15 protein-coding genes are annotated in these 17490 nt (G+C 64.8%); 6 read left to right on the top strand and 9 right to left on the bottom strand.

What is annotated here, in order from left to right:
- Positions 1 to 185 precede the first annotated feature (185 nt).
- Both pyk and EB815_RS07335 read right to left on the bottom strand, forming a co-directional pair.
- Positions 186 to 1622 (bottom strand): pyruvate kinase, encoded by a 1437-nt coding sequence (gene pyk, locus EB815_RS07340; RefSeq protein WP_056575575.1) that lies wholly within the window; start codon positions 1620 to 1622, stop codon positions 186 to 188.
- On the bottom strand, positions 1619 to 2029 hold the full coding sequence (locus EB815_RS07335) for a DUF1036 domain-containing protein (protein WP_244494134.1): 411 nt from the start codon (positions 2027 to 2029) through the stop codon (positions 1619 to 1621). Before EB815_RS07335 ends, pyk begins: the two co-directional genes overlap by 4 nt.
- 324 nt (positions 2030 to 2353) lie before the next feature.
- On the opposite strand from EB815_RS07335, the gene EB815_RS07330 reads away from it, so the two are divergent.
- From EB815_RS07330 to EB815_RS07320, 3 genes are all read left to right on the top strand, one after another.
- A complete protein-coding gene (locus tag EB815_RS07330; protein ID WP_056575569.1) occupies positions 2354 to 3151 on the top strand; it encodes an N-formylglutamate amidohydrolase in 798 nt (265 codons plus the stop codon).
- An 11-nt stretch (positions 3152 to 3162) separates the two neighbouring features.
- Positions 3163 to 3471, top strand: a complete 309-nt coding sequence (locus EB815_RS07325; protein WP_056576484.1) for a DUF1244 domain-containing protein — start codon at positions 3163 to 3165, stop codon at positions 3469 to 3471.
- 247 nt (positions 3472 to 3718) lie between these two features.
- Positions 3719 to 4900 (top strand): MFS transporter, encoded by a 1182-nt coding sequence (locus EB815_RS07320; RefSeq protein ID WP_056576481.1) that lies wholly within the window; start codon positions 3719 to 3721, stop codon positions 4898 to 4900.
- Here the strand turns inward: EB815_RS07320 and EB815_RS07315 are convergent.
- Positions 4858 to 5772 (bottom strand): LysR family transcriptional regulator, encoded by a 915-nt coding sequence (locus tag EB815_RS07315; protein WP_056575566.1) that lies wholly within the window; start codon positions 5770 to 5772, stop codon positions 4858 to 4860. The two genes, EB815_RS07320 and EB815_RS07315, sit on opposite strands and share 43 nt — an antisense overlap.
- A gap of 114 nt (positions 5773 to 5886) precedes the next feature.
- Here EB815_RS07315 and EB815_RS07310 point away from each other — a divergent pair, with 114 nt between their 5' ends.
- Together EB815_RS07310 and EB815_RS07305 are read left to right on the top strand one after the other, a co-directional pair.
- Positions 5887 to 6096, top strand: coding sequence for a DUF680 domain-containing protein (locus EB815_RS07310; RefSeq protein ID WP_056575563.1), 210 nt, complete (start codon positions 5887 to 5889; stop codon positions 6094 to 6096).
- Between the two features lie 92 nt (positions 6097 to 6188).
- The gene (locus tag EB815_RS07305; RefSeq protein ID WP_056575561.1) at positions 6189 to 7148 is read left to right on the top strand and encodes an SDR family oxidoreductase; all 960 of its coding nucleotides are present in this window, start codon (positions 6189 to 6191) and stop codon (positions 7146 to 7148) included.
- Positions 7149 to 7214: 66 nt separating this feature from the next.
- Here the strand turns inward: EB815_RS07305 and EB815_RS07300 are convergent, their stop codons facing one another.
- From EB815_RS07300 to EB815_RS07280, 5 genes are all read right to left on the bottom strand, one after another.
- Positions 7215 to 7373, bottom strand: coding sequence for a DUF3309 family protein (locus tag EB815_RS07300; protein WP_065005546.1), 159 nt, complete (start codon positions 7371 to 7373; stop codon positions 7215 to 7217).
- A gap of 123 nt (positions 7374 to 7496) precedes the next feature.
- Entirely contained in the window at positions 7497 to 10673 is a 3177-nt protein-coding gene (locus tag EB815_RS07295; RefSeq protein ID WP_056575556.1) for an efflux RND transporter permease subunit, read from the bottom strand.
- A 77-nt stretch (positions 10674 to 10750) separates the two neighbouring features.
- Entirely contained in the window at positions 10751 to 11926 is a 1176-nt protein-coding gene (locus EB815_RS07290; RefSeq protein WP_081295071.1) for an efflux RND transporter periplasmic adaptor subunit, read from the bottom strand.
- 839 nt (positions 11927 to 12765) lie between these two features.
- Positions 12766 to 13896, bottom strand: a complete 1131-nt coding sequence (locus EB815_RS07285; protein WP_056575553.1) for a patatin-like phospholipase family protein — start codon at positions 13894 to 13896, stop codon at positions 12766 to 12768.
- Positions 13897 to 14089: 193 nt separating this feature from the next.
- On the bottom strand, positions 14090 to 15178 hold the full coding sequence (locus tag EB815_RS07280; protein ID WP_056576475.1) for a citrate synthase/methylcitrate synthase: 1089 nt from the start codon (positions 15176 to 15178) through the stop codon (positions 14090 to 14092).
- A gap of 93 nt (positions 15179 to 15271) precedes the next feature.
- On the opposite strand from EB815_RS07280, the gene EB815_RS07275 reads away from it, so the two are divergent.
- The gene (locus tag EB815_RS07275; RefSeq protein WP_056575550.1) at positions 15272 to 16423 is read left to right on the top strand and encodes a citrate synthase; all 1152 of its coding nucleotides are present in this window, start codon (positions 15272 to 15274) and stop codon (positions 16421 to 16423) included.
- A gap of 5 nt (positions 16424 to 16428) precedes the next feature.
- Here EB815_RS07275 and ftrA read toward each other — a convergent pair whose 3' ends face one another.
- Entirely contained in the window at positions 16429 to 17412 is a 984-nt protein-coding gene (gene ftrA / locus EB815_RS07270) for a transcriptional regulator FtrA (protein WP_056576473.1), read from the bottom strand.
- Positions 17413 to 17490: the final 78 nt, after the last annotated feature.

The raw sequence follows: 17490 nt of genomic DNA, 5'->3' as shown, positions 1-17490 counted from the left end.
AAACGATGGGAAATGCAGACGGGCGCGGGGCGACTGTTAGCGCCGCTTCACCGCGTTTTGTAGAGGCGATCACGACAACCCTGTGTCGAGACAAAGGCCGGGATCATTGTCCGTGCCTTTGTTGTATTATGGCCACAGGAGATGAGCACGAAACCCGCGATACGCTTCCGCCTGGAAAGAACGGGTTAGCGACTGCTTTGCACGTCCGAGCCGACATAGGCGATGCGCAGCATGTTGGTCGAGCCGGGCGTCCTCAGCGGCACACCGGCCGTGATGATGACGCGGTCGCCGGGCTTGCCGAACTCTTCTTCCAGCGCAATGCGGCAGGCGCGATTGACCATGTCGTCGAGATCGGTGGCATCGGGTGAGACCACGCAGTGCGTGCCCCACAAAAGCGACAACCGCCGCGCTGTATTGAGGATCGGCGACAGCGCGATGATCGGCACCTGGGGACGCTCGCGGGCGGCACGCAGGCCGGTGGTGCCGGACGCGGTGTAGGTGATGATGGCGGACAGTTTCAGCGTTTCGGCGATTTCACGGGCGGCCAGCGAAATGGCGTCGGCGCCGGTCGCTTCCGGCTCGGAGCGCTGCGCGTTGATGATGCCGGCATAGGTCGGATCGGTTTCGACCTTGGTGGCGATGCGGTTCATCATCGCCACCGCTTCAACCGGATAGGCACCCGCCGCCGATTCCGCCGACAGCATGATGGCGTCGGCGCCCTCGAACACGGCGATCGAAACATCCGACACTTCGGCGCGGGTCGGCACCGGTGCGGTGATCATCGATTCCAGCATCTGCGTGGCGACCACCACCGGCTTGCCGGCGCGGCGCGCGGCGCGCGTGATCTGCTTCTGGATGCCGGGCACGGCTTCGAGCGGCATCTCGACGCCGAGATCGCCGCGGGCGACCATCAGCGCGTCGGACAATTCGATGATCTCGGCCAGCCGGGCAACGGCCTGCGGCTTTTCGATCTTGGCCATGATCAGCGCCCGGCCGCGCGCGATCTTGCGCGCTTCGGCCAGATCCTCGGGGCGCTGCACGAAGGACAGCGCGATCCAGTCGACGCCCGTGGCCAGCACCGCGTCGAGGTCCTTGCGGTCCTTCTCGGTCAGCGCGCCGACCGGTAGGTCGGTGTCGGGCAGGCTGACGCCCTTCTTGTCGGAAATCGTGGTGCCTGCGACGACGGTGCAGACGATCGACTTGCCATCGCTCTTCACCGCCTTCAGCTCGAGCTTGCCATCATCGATCAAAAGACGGTGACCGGCTTCGACCGAACTCAGGATTTCCGGATGCGGCAGGTAGACCCTGGTCGACGTGCCGGGCTCGGGATTGTCGTCGAGCGTGAAGGTTTGGCCCGGTGTCAGCACTTCCTTGCCATTGGCGAACTTGCCGACGCGCAGCTTGGGGCCTTGCAGGTCGGCGAGGATACCGATCGGCCGGCCAACCTGCTCCTCGACGGCCCGGATGCGTCCGACCAGCGTGCGCATCAGTTCGTGATCGGTATGGCTCATATTGATGCGGAATACATCGGCGCCCGCTTCGAACAGCTTCTTCAGCATCTCCTCGGAGGAGGAGGCCGGACCGATTGTGGCTAGGATCTTGACCTTGCGGCTGCGTCTCATTGACTGTTGGTTCCCGGGGCGGCTGGAGCGCCTCCCGTTGCGGGCTCATCGGTCAGCTGGACCATCCAGCTTGCCTGTTCGCCCGTGTCATATTCCTGAAATCCGGCGCGCTGGAAGCCCCGGGCGACGCAGTCGTTCACGCCGGCGATCTTGAACTCTTTTTCAGCCACGCACATGTTGATCGGGCCGTCCCAGCGTCCACCGCGCTCGGCGTCTTCTGCATAAAGATAGTAAAACCTTGATGACAGCGGCCCTTCGATCAACGTCTTGCAGCTCGATCCTTCAATGTGCCACCAGCCTTCGGTGATCCAGCCGGCCTTGGCGCGATACCCGATGCCGACGCCGACCAGGTTCTGCGTGGCGTTGCAGACGCGGAAATCGGCGCGCGCCGGCGAGGCCATGACCATCGCCGACACCCCAACGGTCAGGATCAGGAGCGGCACGGCAAAGACAGAGCGCATGCGCTGCCTGCCGGCGGAACCCATCCCAATACCCCTCAAGAACCACATCAGCATCTCTCTGCGCCCCTTTTCGGAAAAGTCCGGGCGCATGTCAACGCGCCGTTTTGACCAATTCCAATCGATTTAGGAAGGCTCCCGGCGCACTATCCGTCGCCCCTTGCCAGATTTCAGCGGAAACCTTGGCCAAACAACGGCATTGCGCACGCGTCGTCTTCGTGGAATGACGATAGCACCCTCCCCGGAAGCCAGCGAACAGACCATTTCCCGCCAATGACCCGATCCACAGTTTTCGCGCCTTTCGATATCGTCGAGGGCGACCGCAAGCGAGGCATCGTGCTTTTGGCCGATCATGCCCGCCGCGACCTGCCCGAGGACTATGGCAGCCTTGGCCTGCCGGCGGCGGAATTCGACCGCCACATCGCCTATGATATCGGCGTCGAAGCGGTGACGCGCGAACTTGCCGCCTTGCTCGGCGTGCCTGCGCTGATCGCCAACTTTTCACGGCTCTTGATCGATCCCAATCGTGGCGAGGACGATCCGACGCTCATTCGCCAGCTCTATGACGGCACTGTCGTGCCAGGAAACTATCCGCTTGCGCCCGAGGAGCGCGAAAGGCGGCTCGATCGCTTCTACAGGCCCTATCACGACGCCGTCGGCGCCATGATCGCTTCGGTCGCGCAGGCTTCCGGCCAGGCGCCCTTCATCTTCTCGGTGCATTCCTTCACCCCGGTCATGCAGGGCAGGCAGAGGCCATGGCATGTCGGCATCCTCTGGGATCGGGACGACCGGGTGGCGCGACCGCTGATCGACATGCTTGCCGAAGACAAGAACCTCGTCGTCGGTGACAATGAGCCCTATGACGGCGCGCTGCGTGGCGACACCATGTTCAAGCATGCCATCATCAATGGCTATGCCCACGCATTGATCGAGATCCGCCAGGACCTGATTTCAGACCAGAAGGGCGCGATCGCGTGGGCCGGGCGCCTGGCGCCGATCGTTGACGCCATCGACCGCCGTCCCGATATACATGTCGTGAAAATGTTCGGCTCGCGCACCGGGCCGCTGTGACGGAGGTTTCGATGACCAAACTCAGCGACGAGCAGAAGCGCGACTTCGAGGCCGCTGCCTTTCGCCGGCTGGTCCAGCATCTCAGGGAACGCAATGACGTGCAGAACATCGACCTGATGAACCTCGCCGGCTTCTGCCGCAACTGCCTCTCGAACTGGTATCGCGAAGCCGCCAATGCCGAGGGTGTCGATCTCTCCAAGGACCAGTCGCGCGAGATCGTCTACGGCATGCCTTATGCCGAGTGGCAAGCGCTCAACCAGACCGAAGCGTCGGACGCCAAGAAAGCCGAATTCGAGGCCAGGCGGCCGAAGGATCATTAGCGAGCCCGATACGGCGAGCGGCCTTCGGCCACTCACATCCGGCGCCTGTGTAGACCAAACCTCCGCGGCTTCGCCCGTGGATGACGAAGGGAAGAGCGTTTCGGCTCATCTCCAAGGTGTCAGCCCGCCATCAGCGATGCCGGTCCCATTCGCCCTTTGGTCCAAGCATTCCCCGCGGCCGGTGCTTGACTGCGAATTGAATCGATCTAATTTGCCGCGCAAAGCCATTTTCGACCGGATTCGCCTTATGAACGCATCGAACGCCGTGCAGACTGCCATTCGCGGGCGATGGGCCGTGGCCGCCATTTTCCTTGCCAATGGCTTCCTGACCGGCAGTTGGGCGCCGCAGATTCCGGTGTTCCTGACCCGGCTGGACATTTCGAAATTCACGCTCGGCCTGCTGATCCTTTTGTTCGGCGCCGGCGCGGTCACCGCCATGACCTGGTGCGGCCACCTGATCTCGAAGCATGGCTCGCGCACCGTGCTGCGCTGGTTCGGCCTTTGCGGCAGCCTCGGCCTGCTGGTCGTGGCGCTGGCGCCCAACGTGCCGCTGGCGGCCCTCGCCATGTTCATTTTCGGTGGCTCGATCGGCGGCATGGATGTCGCCATGAATGCCAATGCGGTGGTGGTGGAGCGAAAAATGTCCCGCGCCATCATGTCGTCTTCGCACGGCTTCTGGAGTCTCGGCGGTTTCGCCGGCGGCGGTCTCGGCGGCTTCGCCATCCAGCACTATGGCCACCTCGCTCATGCCGCGGTCGTGACCGTGCTTGCCTTTGTGGCGATCGCGATGGCGGTCGGGTATCTCGTTGCCGAGGACAGGCCACAGGCGGCCGAGCATCATAAATTCACGCTGCCGGCAAACCCGCTGGTCTACCTGATCGGCCTGATGGCCCTGCTGACAATGATCTCAGAGGGCGCGGTGCTCGATTGGGCGGCGCTGTATCTCAGACAGGAACTCGGCGCCGACCTTGCCATCGCCGGTCTTGCCTATGCCGCCTTTTCCGGCGTCATGGCGATCATGCGCTTCTTCGGCGATGGCGTGCGCAACCGCTTCGGCGCGGTGACGACGCTGCGCGGCTCGGCTGTCGTCGCCGCCGCCGGCATGCTGATCGCTGGCCTGTCGCCCTCACCCTGGCTCGCCATCGCGGCCTTCGCGCTGTGCGGCTTCGGCATCGCCAATATGGTGCCGATCATCTTTTCGGCCGGCGGCAACCAGGAAGGCATGTCATCGGGCACCGGCATGAGCGTCGTCACCACCATGGGCTATTCCGGCATTCTGGTGGCGCCGTCCGCGATCGGCTTCGTCGCCGAGCATTCCAGCTTCGGGCCGATCTTCATCGCCATGTCGGTGCTGCTGATCGTCGTCTTGTTGATGGCGGGCCTCGCTCACCGCGCCGAATTCGCTCCCGATACGGCACCCGCCGAATAGCGTTTGAGTTCCTCGTGGAGAAAGTCGGCCACGCGGCGGATGCGCACGCTGCCGCGCACATCGCGATGCATGGCCAGCCACACCGGCAAGCTTGGCAGCGGCAGGCCGGGAAGCACCTTCTCCACCAGCGGATCGCGGTCGGCCAGCGGCTCCTGGCCGAGGCCGACACCATTCCCCGCCCGTACCGCCTCCCACAGGACGATCTGGTTGTCGGCCCTGAAGCGAAAACTGCTCCGGGTGACCGGGATACCGGATTGCGTGAAGCCTCGGATCATCTCGTCGCTGCGATCGAAGCCGATCAGGGCATGGATGACGAGATCGGCCGGCCCGAGCGGGCGGCCGCGCCGGTCGAGATAGGAAATGGCCGCGCAGGCGCAGAGCGGGATATCGCAGACCTTGCGCGCCACCAGTTCGTTCTGCGCCGGCTTGACCATGCGGATGGCGATATCGGCATCCCGGCGCAGCAGGTTCTCGACCTGGTTCGAGGCAACGATCTCGACCTCGATGCCGGGCTCCTCCATGCCGAGCCGCGCCATCATGTCGGGCAGCACATAGGCCGCCACCACCTCGCTGGCGGCAATGCGCACCGTGCCTTCGATGGCCTCGACCGAACCCAGTGCCAGCCGTGAAAACGCACTCGCCTGCTCGCTGACGGCCTTGCCGCGTTCGAACAGCGTGGCGCCAGCTTCGGTCAGCGCGTAGCCGCTCCGCCCACGCCGGAACAGCGTGACACCGAGCGCCTGCTCCAACTCCCCGATGTGACGGCCCAGCGTCGGCTGGCTGGCCGACAGTTTTCGCGCGGCGGCCGACAGGCTGCCGGTTTCCGCGACCGTGACGAAGCTCTTGATCAGGTTCCAATCGATATCTGCCATTCAATAATGAATATCAAAACTGCATACATGGTCAATTTTAATTCATTCGTGAAGCAATCATATTCGCCCTGCAAACACCAATACGGACTGCAACACCAACCAAGGAGAATTCAAATGACCAAGATCGCACTCACCGCCACCGCCCTCCTCATCGCCGCCGGCGCGGCTTTTGCCGGCAGCGACAAGTTCGGCTCTAACGCCACCAACCAGCCCGCCGCCACCGGCGTCGACAGCACGATCACCACGTCGATCGCGAAGTCCGGGGCCGCTGATCAGCAACCGGTCGTCCAGGGCGCCGACCGCAACCTCTTCGGCAACCGCTGAAGGGCGGTTCTCGAACGATCCTGAAAGCGGCGGGCTCGCCCCGTCGCTTCAAAGCAAACCCTGTCGCTTCAGAGCAAACAAGGAGACGAACAATGACCAAGATCGCAATTCTCGGCGCCAATGGCCGGCTCGGCCGTGTGGTTGCCAAAGCCTTCATCGACGCCGGCTTCGACGTCCGCACCGTCACCCGCACCGGCAAGGTACCGGCCGAGATCGAAGGCGCCACGGCGGTTGCCGGCGATGCGCTGGACCGCCAATCGCTGATCCGTGCCACCGAAGGCGTCGATATCATCTTCAACGGCCTCAACCCGATCTATACCGACTGGGGCAAATGCCTGCCGATGGCCGAGAACGTCATGGCCGCCTGCCATGCCAACAACGCGCTGCATCTGTTCCCCGGCACCGTCTACAATTACGGCTCGCCGATGCCGGCGGTGATCACGGAGGACACGCCATTCCACCCGACGACCGAGAAGGGCCGCATCCGCTGCGCCATGGAGGATCTGTTCCGCCGCGAGGCCGATGCCGGCCGGGTGCGCACCGTTGTGCTGCGCGCCGGCGATTTCTTCGGCGGCACCGGCAGCGGCTCCTGGTTCGATCTGGTCGTCGCCGCCAAGATCAACAAGGGCGCCTACACCGCGCCCGGTCCGGCCGACCTCGTGCATGAATGGGCCTACCTGCCGGATTTCGCCGTTGGCTTCGTCGCGCTGGCTAGCAATCTCGACAAGCTCGGCTCCTACGAGGCGCTGAACTTTCCCGGCCACGCCGTCACCGATATCGAGATCAAGGCCGCTGCCGAGAAGGCGCTCGGCCGGTCGCTCAAGATGACCTCGATGCCCTGGTGGGTGCTGCGCGCCGGCAGCCCGTTCGTGGCGATGTGGCGCGAGATCGTCTCGATGTCCTACCTGCGCTTCGAGCCGCACCAACTGGCCTCGACGCGGCTGGAAGGCATCATCGGCGAAATCCCGCATACGCCGCTCGATCAGGCGGTCGCCCAAGCCCTCGAGGACATCGGCATCGCCACCGTGGCGGGCACGTCGAAAGCGGCCTGAGCCAGTCGGCGGCCATGCCGTCCTTCTCTCACGCTGAAAGGCATCTCGACGAACCGAAAAGGCGGCTCAGAGCCGCCCCATCAGCAGCAACACCAGAACCACCACCAGCACCACGCCGATAATGCCCGACGGTCCATAACCCCAGGAGCGCGAGTGCGGCCAGGCCGGCACCGCGCCGATGAGGACAAGGATCAGGACGACGACGACAACGGTGCTGATCGGCATGAGGAATTCCCCGCATTTGACGCTCTGCTGCGAGACGATGCCTTGCATCGCTCTTGGGGGGACAATGCAAAAGGCCGCCCGGTTGTTCCGGGCGGCCTTTGCCGGTCAGGTCGGAAAGCCTGCCTATTCGGCGGCTTTCGGGAAGGCAATCGCGGGTTCCGCCCCGGCATCCGCCGTCGGCGCGTCCGACGAGATCTCGCCCTTGCCGCGCCGGAACAGCCGGCTGATCAAGCCGCGCCGTGCGCCGGGTTTGACCTTGGCGCGGGTGAACACCATCAGCATCGACGGCGTCACCACCAGCGTCAGCACCGTGGCGAAGGACAGGCCGAAGACAATCGCCGACGACAGCGAAATCCACCATTGCGTCGACGGCGCGTTGATCGTCGTCTCGTGATGGAAGATTTCCAGGCCAAGGCCGAAGGCGATCGGCAGCACGCCGAGGATGGCCGACACCGCCGTAAGCACCACCGGTCGCGCGCGCTCGCGGCAGGTCTGCAGCACGGCGTCCATCTTGTCCCAGCCTTCTTCACGCAGCCGGTCATAGGTGTCGATCAGCACGATGTTGTTGTTCACCACCACGCCGGCGAGCGCGATGACGCCGATGCCCGACATGACGATACCGAACGTCTCGCCTGTTATCAGCAGCCCGAGGAATACGCCGATCGTCGCCATGACCACGCAGGACAACACCAGCCAGACGCTGGTGAACTTGTTGAACTGCGCCAGCAGCACCAGGAAGATCAGGAAGATCGCGGCACCGAAGGCCTTGCTGAGGAAGGCGCTGGCTTCCGCGCTGTCCTCGTTCGAGCCGGCCAGCTTCCAGCGGATGCCGCTGCCGAGGTTCATGTCGGTGACGGCCTGGGTTACCTCCTGCTGCACGGCGGCGACCTGGGCGCCGGCGGCGACGTTGGCCTGCACCACCACGGTGCGGGCGCCGTCGATGCGGTTGAGGATACCGACGCTGGGCTTTGCCTTGCGGACGACGAAGTTCGAGATCGGCACCGAACCTTGCGCGGTCTGCACCCTGAGCTCGTCGAGCGTCGACAGCGTGCGCCGGTCCTCCGGCAAGCGCAGCCGGATGTCGACCGCCTTGTCGGCGCCGGCAGGCCGGTATTCCGACAACTTCAAGCCGTTGGTGACGAGCTGCACCACCGTTCCAACCGAGGTCGGACTGATGCCGTATTGGGCAGCCTTGGCACGGTCGACCTCGAGAGCCCAGTCGACGCCGGGAGGTGGCAGGCCATCGGAGATGTCGATGACGCCGGGCACCTTGGCGATCCGCGCCGCCACCGCACGCGCCTTGTCGTCAAGGCCGGCCGGGTCGATGGCCGAAAGCCTGATCTGGATTGGCTTGCCGGTCGGCGGGCCGGCTTCCGGCACGCGGACCTCGACGTCGACACCGGGAATGCCGGCCATCACGCCGCGCAGATCGTTCAGGATCTGGTTCGCCGATTTGCGTTCGCGCCAGTCGATGAATTCGTACTGGATGACGCCGACCACATCTTCCGGGACGTCCTGGCCGCCGCCCTGCGTCTTGCCGACGCGGGTGTAGACCGATTTGATGCCGGGCCAGCCAACCAGCCTGTTTTCGGCGATCTTGGTCGCCGTATCCATTTCGGCCAGCGAAAGATTGCCGCGGGCATGCACGTAGAGCAGGCCGTAATCCGGTTCGACACTCGGGAAGAACTCGACGCCGGCGCCATACTTCGAATACCCGACGAAGATGCCGGCCAGCAGGACGACGGTGAGCACCATCACGGTGATGGGAAAGCGCACCGCTTGCTTCACGACAGCCATGTACCAGCCATCGCGATTGTCATCCGCGTGATGGTCCGGCGCCTTGGCAAAGATCGCTCCCAGCGTCGGAGCGAAGACCAGCGCGTAGAGCATCGACGCCGACAGCGTGACGATCAGCGTGATCGGCATGTACTTCATGAAATCGCCGATGATGCCCGGCCAGAACAGCAACGGCGAGAAGGCGGCGATGCGCGTCATCGTCGCCGCGATGACCGGACCGGCCATGCGCTTGGCGGCCAGCGCGAAGGCTTCCTGCTTCGGCATGCCTTCGCTCATCCGCCGTTCGGCGAATTCCGTGACGATAATGGCATCGTCGACCAGCATGCCGACGGCCAGGATGAGGCTGAACAGCACGATCATGTTGATCGTGTAGCCCATCATCGCGAGCAGCAGGATGCCGATCAGGAAGGACGACGGGATGGCGAGGCCAATGAGCAGCGAGGCACGGCCGGACAGCGCGTAGAGGATGACGATGAACACCAGGATGACGGCGATCATCACGTGGTTCTGCAGGTCTCCCAGCAGCTGATTGACGAAGACCGACTTGTCCTGCGTGTAGGTGACGTGCATCCCCTCGGGCATCGTCTTGACGAAGGCGTCGGACACCGCCCTCACCTTGGTGAGCGTGTCGATCAGATTGGCGCCGATGCGCTTCTTCACCTCGATGGCGATCGCGGGCTTGCCGTTGAGCCGCGTGATCGTGTCGGCATCGGCGAAGGTCGAACGGATCGTCGCGATATCCTTGGCCTGCACCACCGCATTGGGACCGGCGACCACCGGCAGCGCCGCCACATCCTCGGGCGTCTCGATCAGCGAGGGCACCTTGACGGCGTATTTGCCCTGCGACCCTTCGATGTTGCCGGCGGCGACCAGGCTGTTGGAGGCGCCCACAGCCCCGATCAGTTGCTCGAGTTGCAAGCCGTAGGACGACAGCTTCATCGGATCGATGACGACTTCGACGAGATCGTCGCGTGAGCCCTGCAGCGAGCCTTCCAGAACGCCGGGCACCTCTTCGATGCGGTCGCGCAACTCGCGTGCGGCGGCGGCCAGCACACGTTCGGGCAATTCGCCCGACAGCGTGACGACGAGCACCGGAAATTCGGAAATGTTGACTTCGGTGACGACAGGCTCCTCGGCCGCCTGCGGCAGGTCGGCCTTGCCGTCCTGCACCTTGGAGCGTGTGTCCTGCAGCGCCGTCGCCAAATTGGTCTGCGGCTGGAACTCGACCAGCACATAGCCGCCGCCCTGGAAGGCGGCCGAGCGCATTTCCTTGAGGCCCTTCAGGCTTTTCAGCTTGCTTTCCATCGGCCGCAACAGGAGGCGCTCGGAATCCTCCGGCGAAATACCTTGATAGATCAGGCTGACATACATCATCGGAATCGGAACATCCGGTTCCGCTTCCTTCGGCGTCGACTGATAGGCGACCCAGCCCGCGATCAGCAGGAAGACCAGGACCGAGATGGTCAGGCGGGCATTGTTGATTGCGAGTCTGACGATATCCATGACTTGTGCCTGCGGTTGCTTTCGGAAGTGGCCAACGGACGTCTGTCGCCGGAAGGTCCGGCGGCGTCGCCGCTTCGCTACTGCGTGCCGGCGGTGGCCTCGCCGATCAGCTTGTTGATGGTCGCCTGGTCGGCCTCGACCGGATTGACCTCATCGGCTTCCTTCACCAGTTCCTGGCCGGCAACGATGATGCGCGCGTCGGCCGGGATTCCGCCAAGCACCAGACCGGTCGGCGTGTCGTCGACCAGGTCGATCGGGAAGAACGCCACCTTGTTGTCCTTGCCGACGGCGCGGATGCCCAGATCGCCCTTGTCGCCCAGCGTCACTACCGAGCGCGGCAGCAGAACCGCGTCTGTGGGCAACGCGCTGAGCTGGATTTCCGCCGTCATGCCGGCCGGCACGGAGCCGTCGGCATTGGGGATGGCGATCTCGACACGGAAGGTGCGGGTCGCCGACGAGGCGTCGCGGCTGATGTAGCGCACGGTGCCTTCGACGGTCTGGCCGCTGACCAGCCGCACTTTGGCCTTGTCGCCGATCTTGAGATAGCCGAGGTCGCGCTCGCTGATCTCGCCGCGCGCGATCACCGGATCGAGCTTGAGGATGGTCGCAACCTCGGCGCCCTGCATGACGGAGCTGCCGAGTTCCACCGGCACCCGGTCGATAACGCCGTCGAACGGCGCCTTGACTTCGTTGCGGTCAAGTTCAGCCTGCGCGGTGTCCAACAGGGACTGCGCCTGGGTCAGGTTGGAGCGGGCGGTGTCGAGCTGCAGCTTGGGCAAATTGCCGGTCTTGGCGAGCCGCTCCGCGGCATCGAGCTCGGCCTTGCGCTGCGCCAGCAACTGCTTGGCGTTGTCGACATTGGAGATCTTCTCTTCCGCCGCGAGCATCAGCACCAGATCACCCGTCTTGACGTGCTGGCCCTGGCTGACCGGCAGCTTGTCGATGACGCCGCCGACACGGGTTGCCAGCACCGCGCGCTTGTCGGCCTCGGTCAGGCCTGAAATGCGGATGGCCCGCGCATAGGTCTTGCGCGGCGGCGTCACCACCGCGACGGTGCGCAACGGCGCTTTCGGTTCGGCTTCCGCAGTCTTCGGCTTGCTCGCGTCCGGTGCCTTGCCCTGCTCGGCTTCGGCTGCCTTGGCCTTGTTCGCCGCTACGCTGCCGACCGACGAGAATTCGCCTGTCGCCATCCACGCCGCGAAACCGATGAGCACAACAATGGCTGCAAGCTTGTGAAACCTGATTTTAGGCATCGTCGTTTTTTCCGTTGCGGGTTCGGCCAGCGCCGCGCCTCCATGACGCGGGCGCGTCGCCGATATGGGTGCGCGCCTGACCGTGTTCAAATTGCCGTGATCGGCGTGCGCGCTTCTACATCAAAGTTGCACCGCAATATAGTCCGAAAGTTGCAGCAGCGTTGCGTGACGGGACAAGATGTGGCCGCCGCGAAACTGTTGTTGATCCGCTAAAATACAAGTTCAGCGGGCTTGCGGACGGCTCACGATCTCTCCCTCATGACCAAACCCGAACGATCGGTCTGCCATTGCCGACAGGCAGCGCGACGTCCCCTCAATAACGCGACCGCCACGCGCAGATTCCTGGAACTGGACGCGAAATTTAGACCGACAAGCCCGATCGTTTTCAGTTAGCGAACGACACTCTCCGCCTCGGAGAGCTTGTGCAACGCATTGGAACTGCTGGCGAAATGGCTGAAACCCAATCAGGCCGGGATCGCCCGGGGTCGGTTTCGTTGCCACGGAAGCTGGCGTCGGCAACCTCGATGTGCCCTGTTCGGGAACATCCGGATCGGCGGAACCTACCGGCTCGCGACCGGACAGCGGACGTGGCGCGACCGGGGAAATCCGAACTGTCTTCCCTGTCATTCGCCGGAGCGGCGCCCATCGTTCGGCTCATGGGTTCGGCGACACCGCGCTGCACCCTCGGCACGTGGGTGGCAACAGGCGTCAGCATGATGAAGCATCTCTCACACGCGAAGGTTGTCGCCTTGCCGGACCGGGCAAAGGACGCGGGGCGACCAAGGCGTCAGCGCGGTCTCCGGAAATCGGAGTGGCGCTCAGGCGCAGGCCCGGCGAGTTCAAGCACGGCGGCGCTCGGCTTCCGGGTTCTTGCGCACGGCGAGGAATTCCTTGACCCGACGGCCGGGTGCTGGACCGCGCACCGGCTTGAAGCCGTCGTCGAGTTCACCCGAGAGGTCGAGTGTGGCATGGCTGCCGACGGCGTCGTAGTTCTCCTCCAGCCAGTCGCTGGCAGCGGTGCGGCCGAGATCGCGCAGATAGGTCAGGAACGCCCATTCGGCATTGACCTTCGATGACGCCGACAAGTCCTTGAACGCCTCGTCGGCATCGATGCGGTGCATGCGGATATCGCGGTATTCGCCATGCGGCAGGCGGCCGGCGGCGATCAGTTCCTTGACGAAGGCGATCGAGCGGAATTCGCGCAACAGCCCCGCGTTGAAGGTGATCTCGTCGATGCGGTTCTGGATCTCGTTGGCACTCCTCGGTGTTCCCTCGCGCACCACGGGGTTGATCTGCACCAGGAGCACATCCTCGGTCGCCGCTGTCTTGAAAAACGGATAGAGCGCCGGATTTCCGCCATAGCCGCCATCCCAATAAGGCACGCCCTTGATCTCGACCGCACGGAACAATTGCGGCAGGCAGGCCGAGGCCATCACAGTGTCGAGGTCGATCTCGCCATCCGAAAAGACGCGCAACTGCCCGGTCTCGACATTGGTGGCGGAGATGAACAGTTCCATCGACTTGCAGGCGCGGACATTCTTGAAGTCGATCTCCTGCGCGACCACGTCGCGCAGCGGATTGAGGCCAAGCGGGTTGGCGAGATAGGGCGAGAACACCCGCGACATCGTATCGAAGAAGACATAGCCCGGCGTGTTCTCGATCGACCAGTTACCCCAGGCGACGTCCCACGGCATGCGCTGGACCGGGCTGAACCGGCCCTTCGCCGCGACGGCGTGCCAGAAATCATCGAGCTTCCTGCGCGCGCCCTCGACCCCGCCGCGCACATATCCGTCGGCCAGCGCCACCGCGTTCATGGCGCCGGCGCTGGTACCGGAAACGGCCGATATTTCCAGCCTGCCGTCCTCCAGCAGGCGGTCGAGCACCCCCCAGGAAAAGGCGCCGTGCGAGCCGCCTCCCTGAAGGGCTATATTGATCTTCTTCTTGTCCTCCGCCTTGGCGTTCTTCGTCATGGCGTTCCTGTCATCCTGATGCGTCAACCTGCCCCACCGTCAATGGAAAGAGCAGCGCTATCGCTTTATGTTGCAGTGCAACATATAAGGATGGACCGTGGCAAGACACGAACACGGTCGCGTGATCACATGAAATTTCGCTTGTGCCAAAAGCCCCTCCGCTTCGACGCGGCGAGGCCGTGCCTCTGATGGACTATGCGACGAGGTCCGGCACCGGGCCGACATAGCGCGATTGCGGACGGATCAGCCGCCCGGTTGTCTGCTGCTCGCGCGCATGCGCGATCCAGCCGGCAACACGGCCCGCGGCGAAGACATTGCTGAAAGCCCGCGGCGGGAAACCCGCCGCTTCCAGCACCAGCGCTGTATAGAACTCGACATTGGTCTGCAGCGAGCGCTGCGGTTTGGCGATCCGCAGCACCTCGAGCGCGGTCTGCTCGACTGTCTCGGCGAAAGCCAGCCGGCGGCCGGTTTCGCCTTCGCCGCCAAGCTGCCGCACCACGGCCTTGAGCACATCGGCACGCGGATCGCGCACGCGGTAGATGCGGTGGCCGAAACCCATGATGCGCTTGCCATGCGCGATCTCGTCGCGCAGCCAACCGGCCGCGTCGCCATGCGCCTCGATCGCATCCAGCATCTCGATCACCGGTCCGGGCGCGCCGCCATGCAGCGGTCCCTTGAGCGCGCCGAGCCCGGCCAGCACCGACGAGGTCAGGCCGGCCAGTGTCGAGGCGACGACACGGGTGGCGAAGGTGGAGGCATTCAGGCCGTGGTCGCAGACGGTCACCAGATAGGTGTCGACCGCTTTTGCCAATGCCGGCGATGCCGCGACGCCATTGAGCATCCTCAGCATGTCGGCGGCATGATCGGCCTTGCCGTCCGGGGCGACCGGCTGCTCGCCGCGCTGCAGGCGCAACAAGGCCGGCGTCAGCACGGCGGGCGCCGCGATCAGCCGCAAGGGGTCCGCCAGCGTCTCGCCATCCGGCAGCAGAGCCATGCCGGCGCGCATGGCGCTGTAGATTTCGAGCGGCGCCAGCAAGGGCAGCGAGGGCAGGAGCTGCTCGAACACCTCGACGCGGGCCTCGCCCAGTCTCGCCATCAGTTCGGCATCGCCAGGCAGATCGTCGAAGAAACCATCCAGCAGCAGGCGCACCACTTGCGGGTAGCTCCATCGTCCGGCCAGCTCCGGCAGCGAATAGCCACGGATCGTCAGCCGGCCACCCAGCCCATCCACATCGGACAGCACGGTTTCGGCCGCCACCACATCATCGAGCCCATTCGCCATGGCCTTGTCTCCTTGAAGCTTTTCCACATGGGAGATAAGGGTAGGCCAGATCGTCATCAATCTTGATCAATAGAATCAATATCAGGGCTCGCCATGTCCGAATGGTTGTCGCGGGAAGAGGCACTGGAAAGGCTGCGGGTGAGGCCGCAGACGCTCTACGCCTATGTCAGCCGCGGTCGCATTGGCATGCGCCCGGACCGCGCTGACCCACGCCGCAGCGAATATCGCGCCGACGACATCGCCGCGCTGGCAACGCGAAGGGCACGCGGGCGCAGCCCCTCCGCCATCGCCGAAAGCGCCATCGCCTGGGGCGAGCCGTCGATCGCAACGGCGATCTCGACCGTCTGGCACGGCCATCTCATCTATCGGGGCCGGGACGCCGTTGCGCTGTCCGACCATGCGACGCTGGAAGAAACCGCCGCTGTGCTTTGGGCCCTGCCTGAACCGGTCCGCTTCGAGGCGCCGCCGCCAGATGCGCCGCGCCAGTTCGGCCGAGGCCCGGCCTTCGCGCAACTTGCCTTGCTTGCCGGCCAGGCGCGGCCTTCGCTTGGACGCAGCGCCGCCTCGCTATGCGCCGACGCGGCGCGCGCGATCGGCGTGCTGGCCGGCGCCCTCGGGGCCGAGGCGGGGCCGGAGCCGGTGCATCGGCGACTGGCGCGGGGCTGGTCGGTCGGCAAAGACGGGGCGGAAGCGATCCGGCGCGCCCTCGTGCTGCTCGCCGATCACGAACTCAATGCATCGACCTTCGCCGCTCGCGTCGCCGCCTCCACGGGAGCCTCACCCGCCGCTTGCCTGCTGGCGGGACTGACGACGCTGTCGGGCCCGCGGCACGGCGGCGCCGGCGAGGCGGTGATGCACCTCGCCGAAGATGCGGCACGGCACGGCGCCGATGCAACGATCCGGCGCTGGCTCGGCCATGACCGGCCATTGCCGGGTTTCGGCCATCAGCTCTACCCCGAAGGCGATCCCCGGGCCGCGGCGCTTCTGGCCGCCATCGGCAACACAGACGAGACATTGCGGTCGCTGGAAGCCGCCGCCATTGCCGCCACCGGCGCTCCGGCGAATATCGATTTTGCCCTCGCCGTGCTGACGCGCGGCCTGGGCTTGCCGCGCGATGCGCCGTTCCACCTGTTCGCGCTCGGACGCAGCGTCGGCTGGGCCGCGCATATGGTCGAACAGATCGTGAGCGGCAGCATCATCCGCCCGCGCGGCCGCTATGAGGGATTGCTGCCCGGACAGCTGTGAGGCCGTCAGGCTGGGTTGGCACTGGTTCCGAACCGCGCCCGGTAAGTGGCGGGCGTCGTTGCGAATTGCTGGCGGAAATGATGCCGCAACGTCGCCGCCGCGCCAAATCCGGCGGTCTCGGCAATCCGCTCGATCGGCATGGCGGTTTCTTCCAGCAATGTGCGCGCCCGCGATAGCCGTTCCGAAAGCAGCCAGCGCGCCGGCGTGACACCGGTAGCGGCCGCGAACCGGCGCAAGAATGTCCGCTCGCTCATTCCGGCCAGATTGGCGAGGGTGGCTATGGGATAGTCGGCGGAAATATCCGCGCGCATCCTGTCGATCAACGGTCCGAGCCGGCTGCGTTCATGAGGCTCGGGAACCGAGCTCTCGACATATTGCGCCTGGCCGCCGTCGCGATGCGGCGGCACGACCAGGCGTCGCGCCACCATGTTGGCGGCCTTGGTGCCGAAGTCGCGCCGGACCAGATGCAGGCACAGGTCGATGCCCGCCGCGCTGCCGGCCGATGTCAGCACATTCCCCTCATCGATGTACAAAACGTCCGGAACCACGGTGATGTCGGGATACATCTCCCTCAGTTTCTCGCTGTAGCGCCAATGCGTGGTCGCCTTCTTGCCCGACAGCAGGCCGGCCGCGGCGAGCACGAAGACGCCCGAGCAGATGGACAGGATGCGTGCGCCCCGCTCATTGGCCGCCCGAAGCGCCTCGACCAGCGAGGGCGGCACCGGACACTCCACACCGCGCCACCCCGGCACGATCACCGTGCCGGCCTCGCCGATCAGATCGGGCCCGCCATCGGCGACGACACGCACGCCGCCCATCGCGCGCATTTCGCCGGCATCGATGCCGGCGACGGCAAACCGATACCAATCCGCGCCCATCTCCGGCCTGGGCAAGGCGAACATCTCGGCCGCCACGCCGAACTCGAACGTGCACAGCCCGTCATAGGCGACGGCAACGACCAGTGGATTGGCGAGAGGCGGATTTGGCATGATCTTGACGATATATGGCAAAGCTGCCAGCTGCAATCGTCTGGCCCGGTGCGCTACCTCGGTTCCATCAGAGATGGA

It is taken from the genome of Mesorhizobium loti, from assembly GCF_013170705.1.
GTDB lineage: Bacteria > Pseudomonadota > Alphaproteobacteria > Rhizobiales > Rhizobiaceae > Mesorhizobium > Mesorhizobium loti_D.
This window is presented reverse-complemented; position numbering and strand designations above follow the sequence as displayed.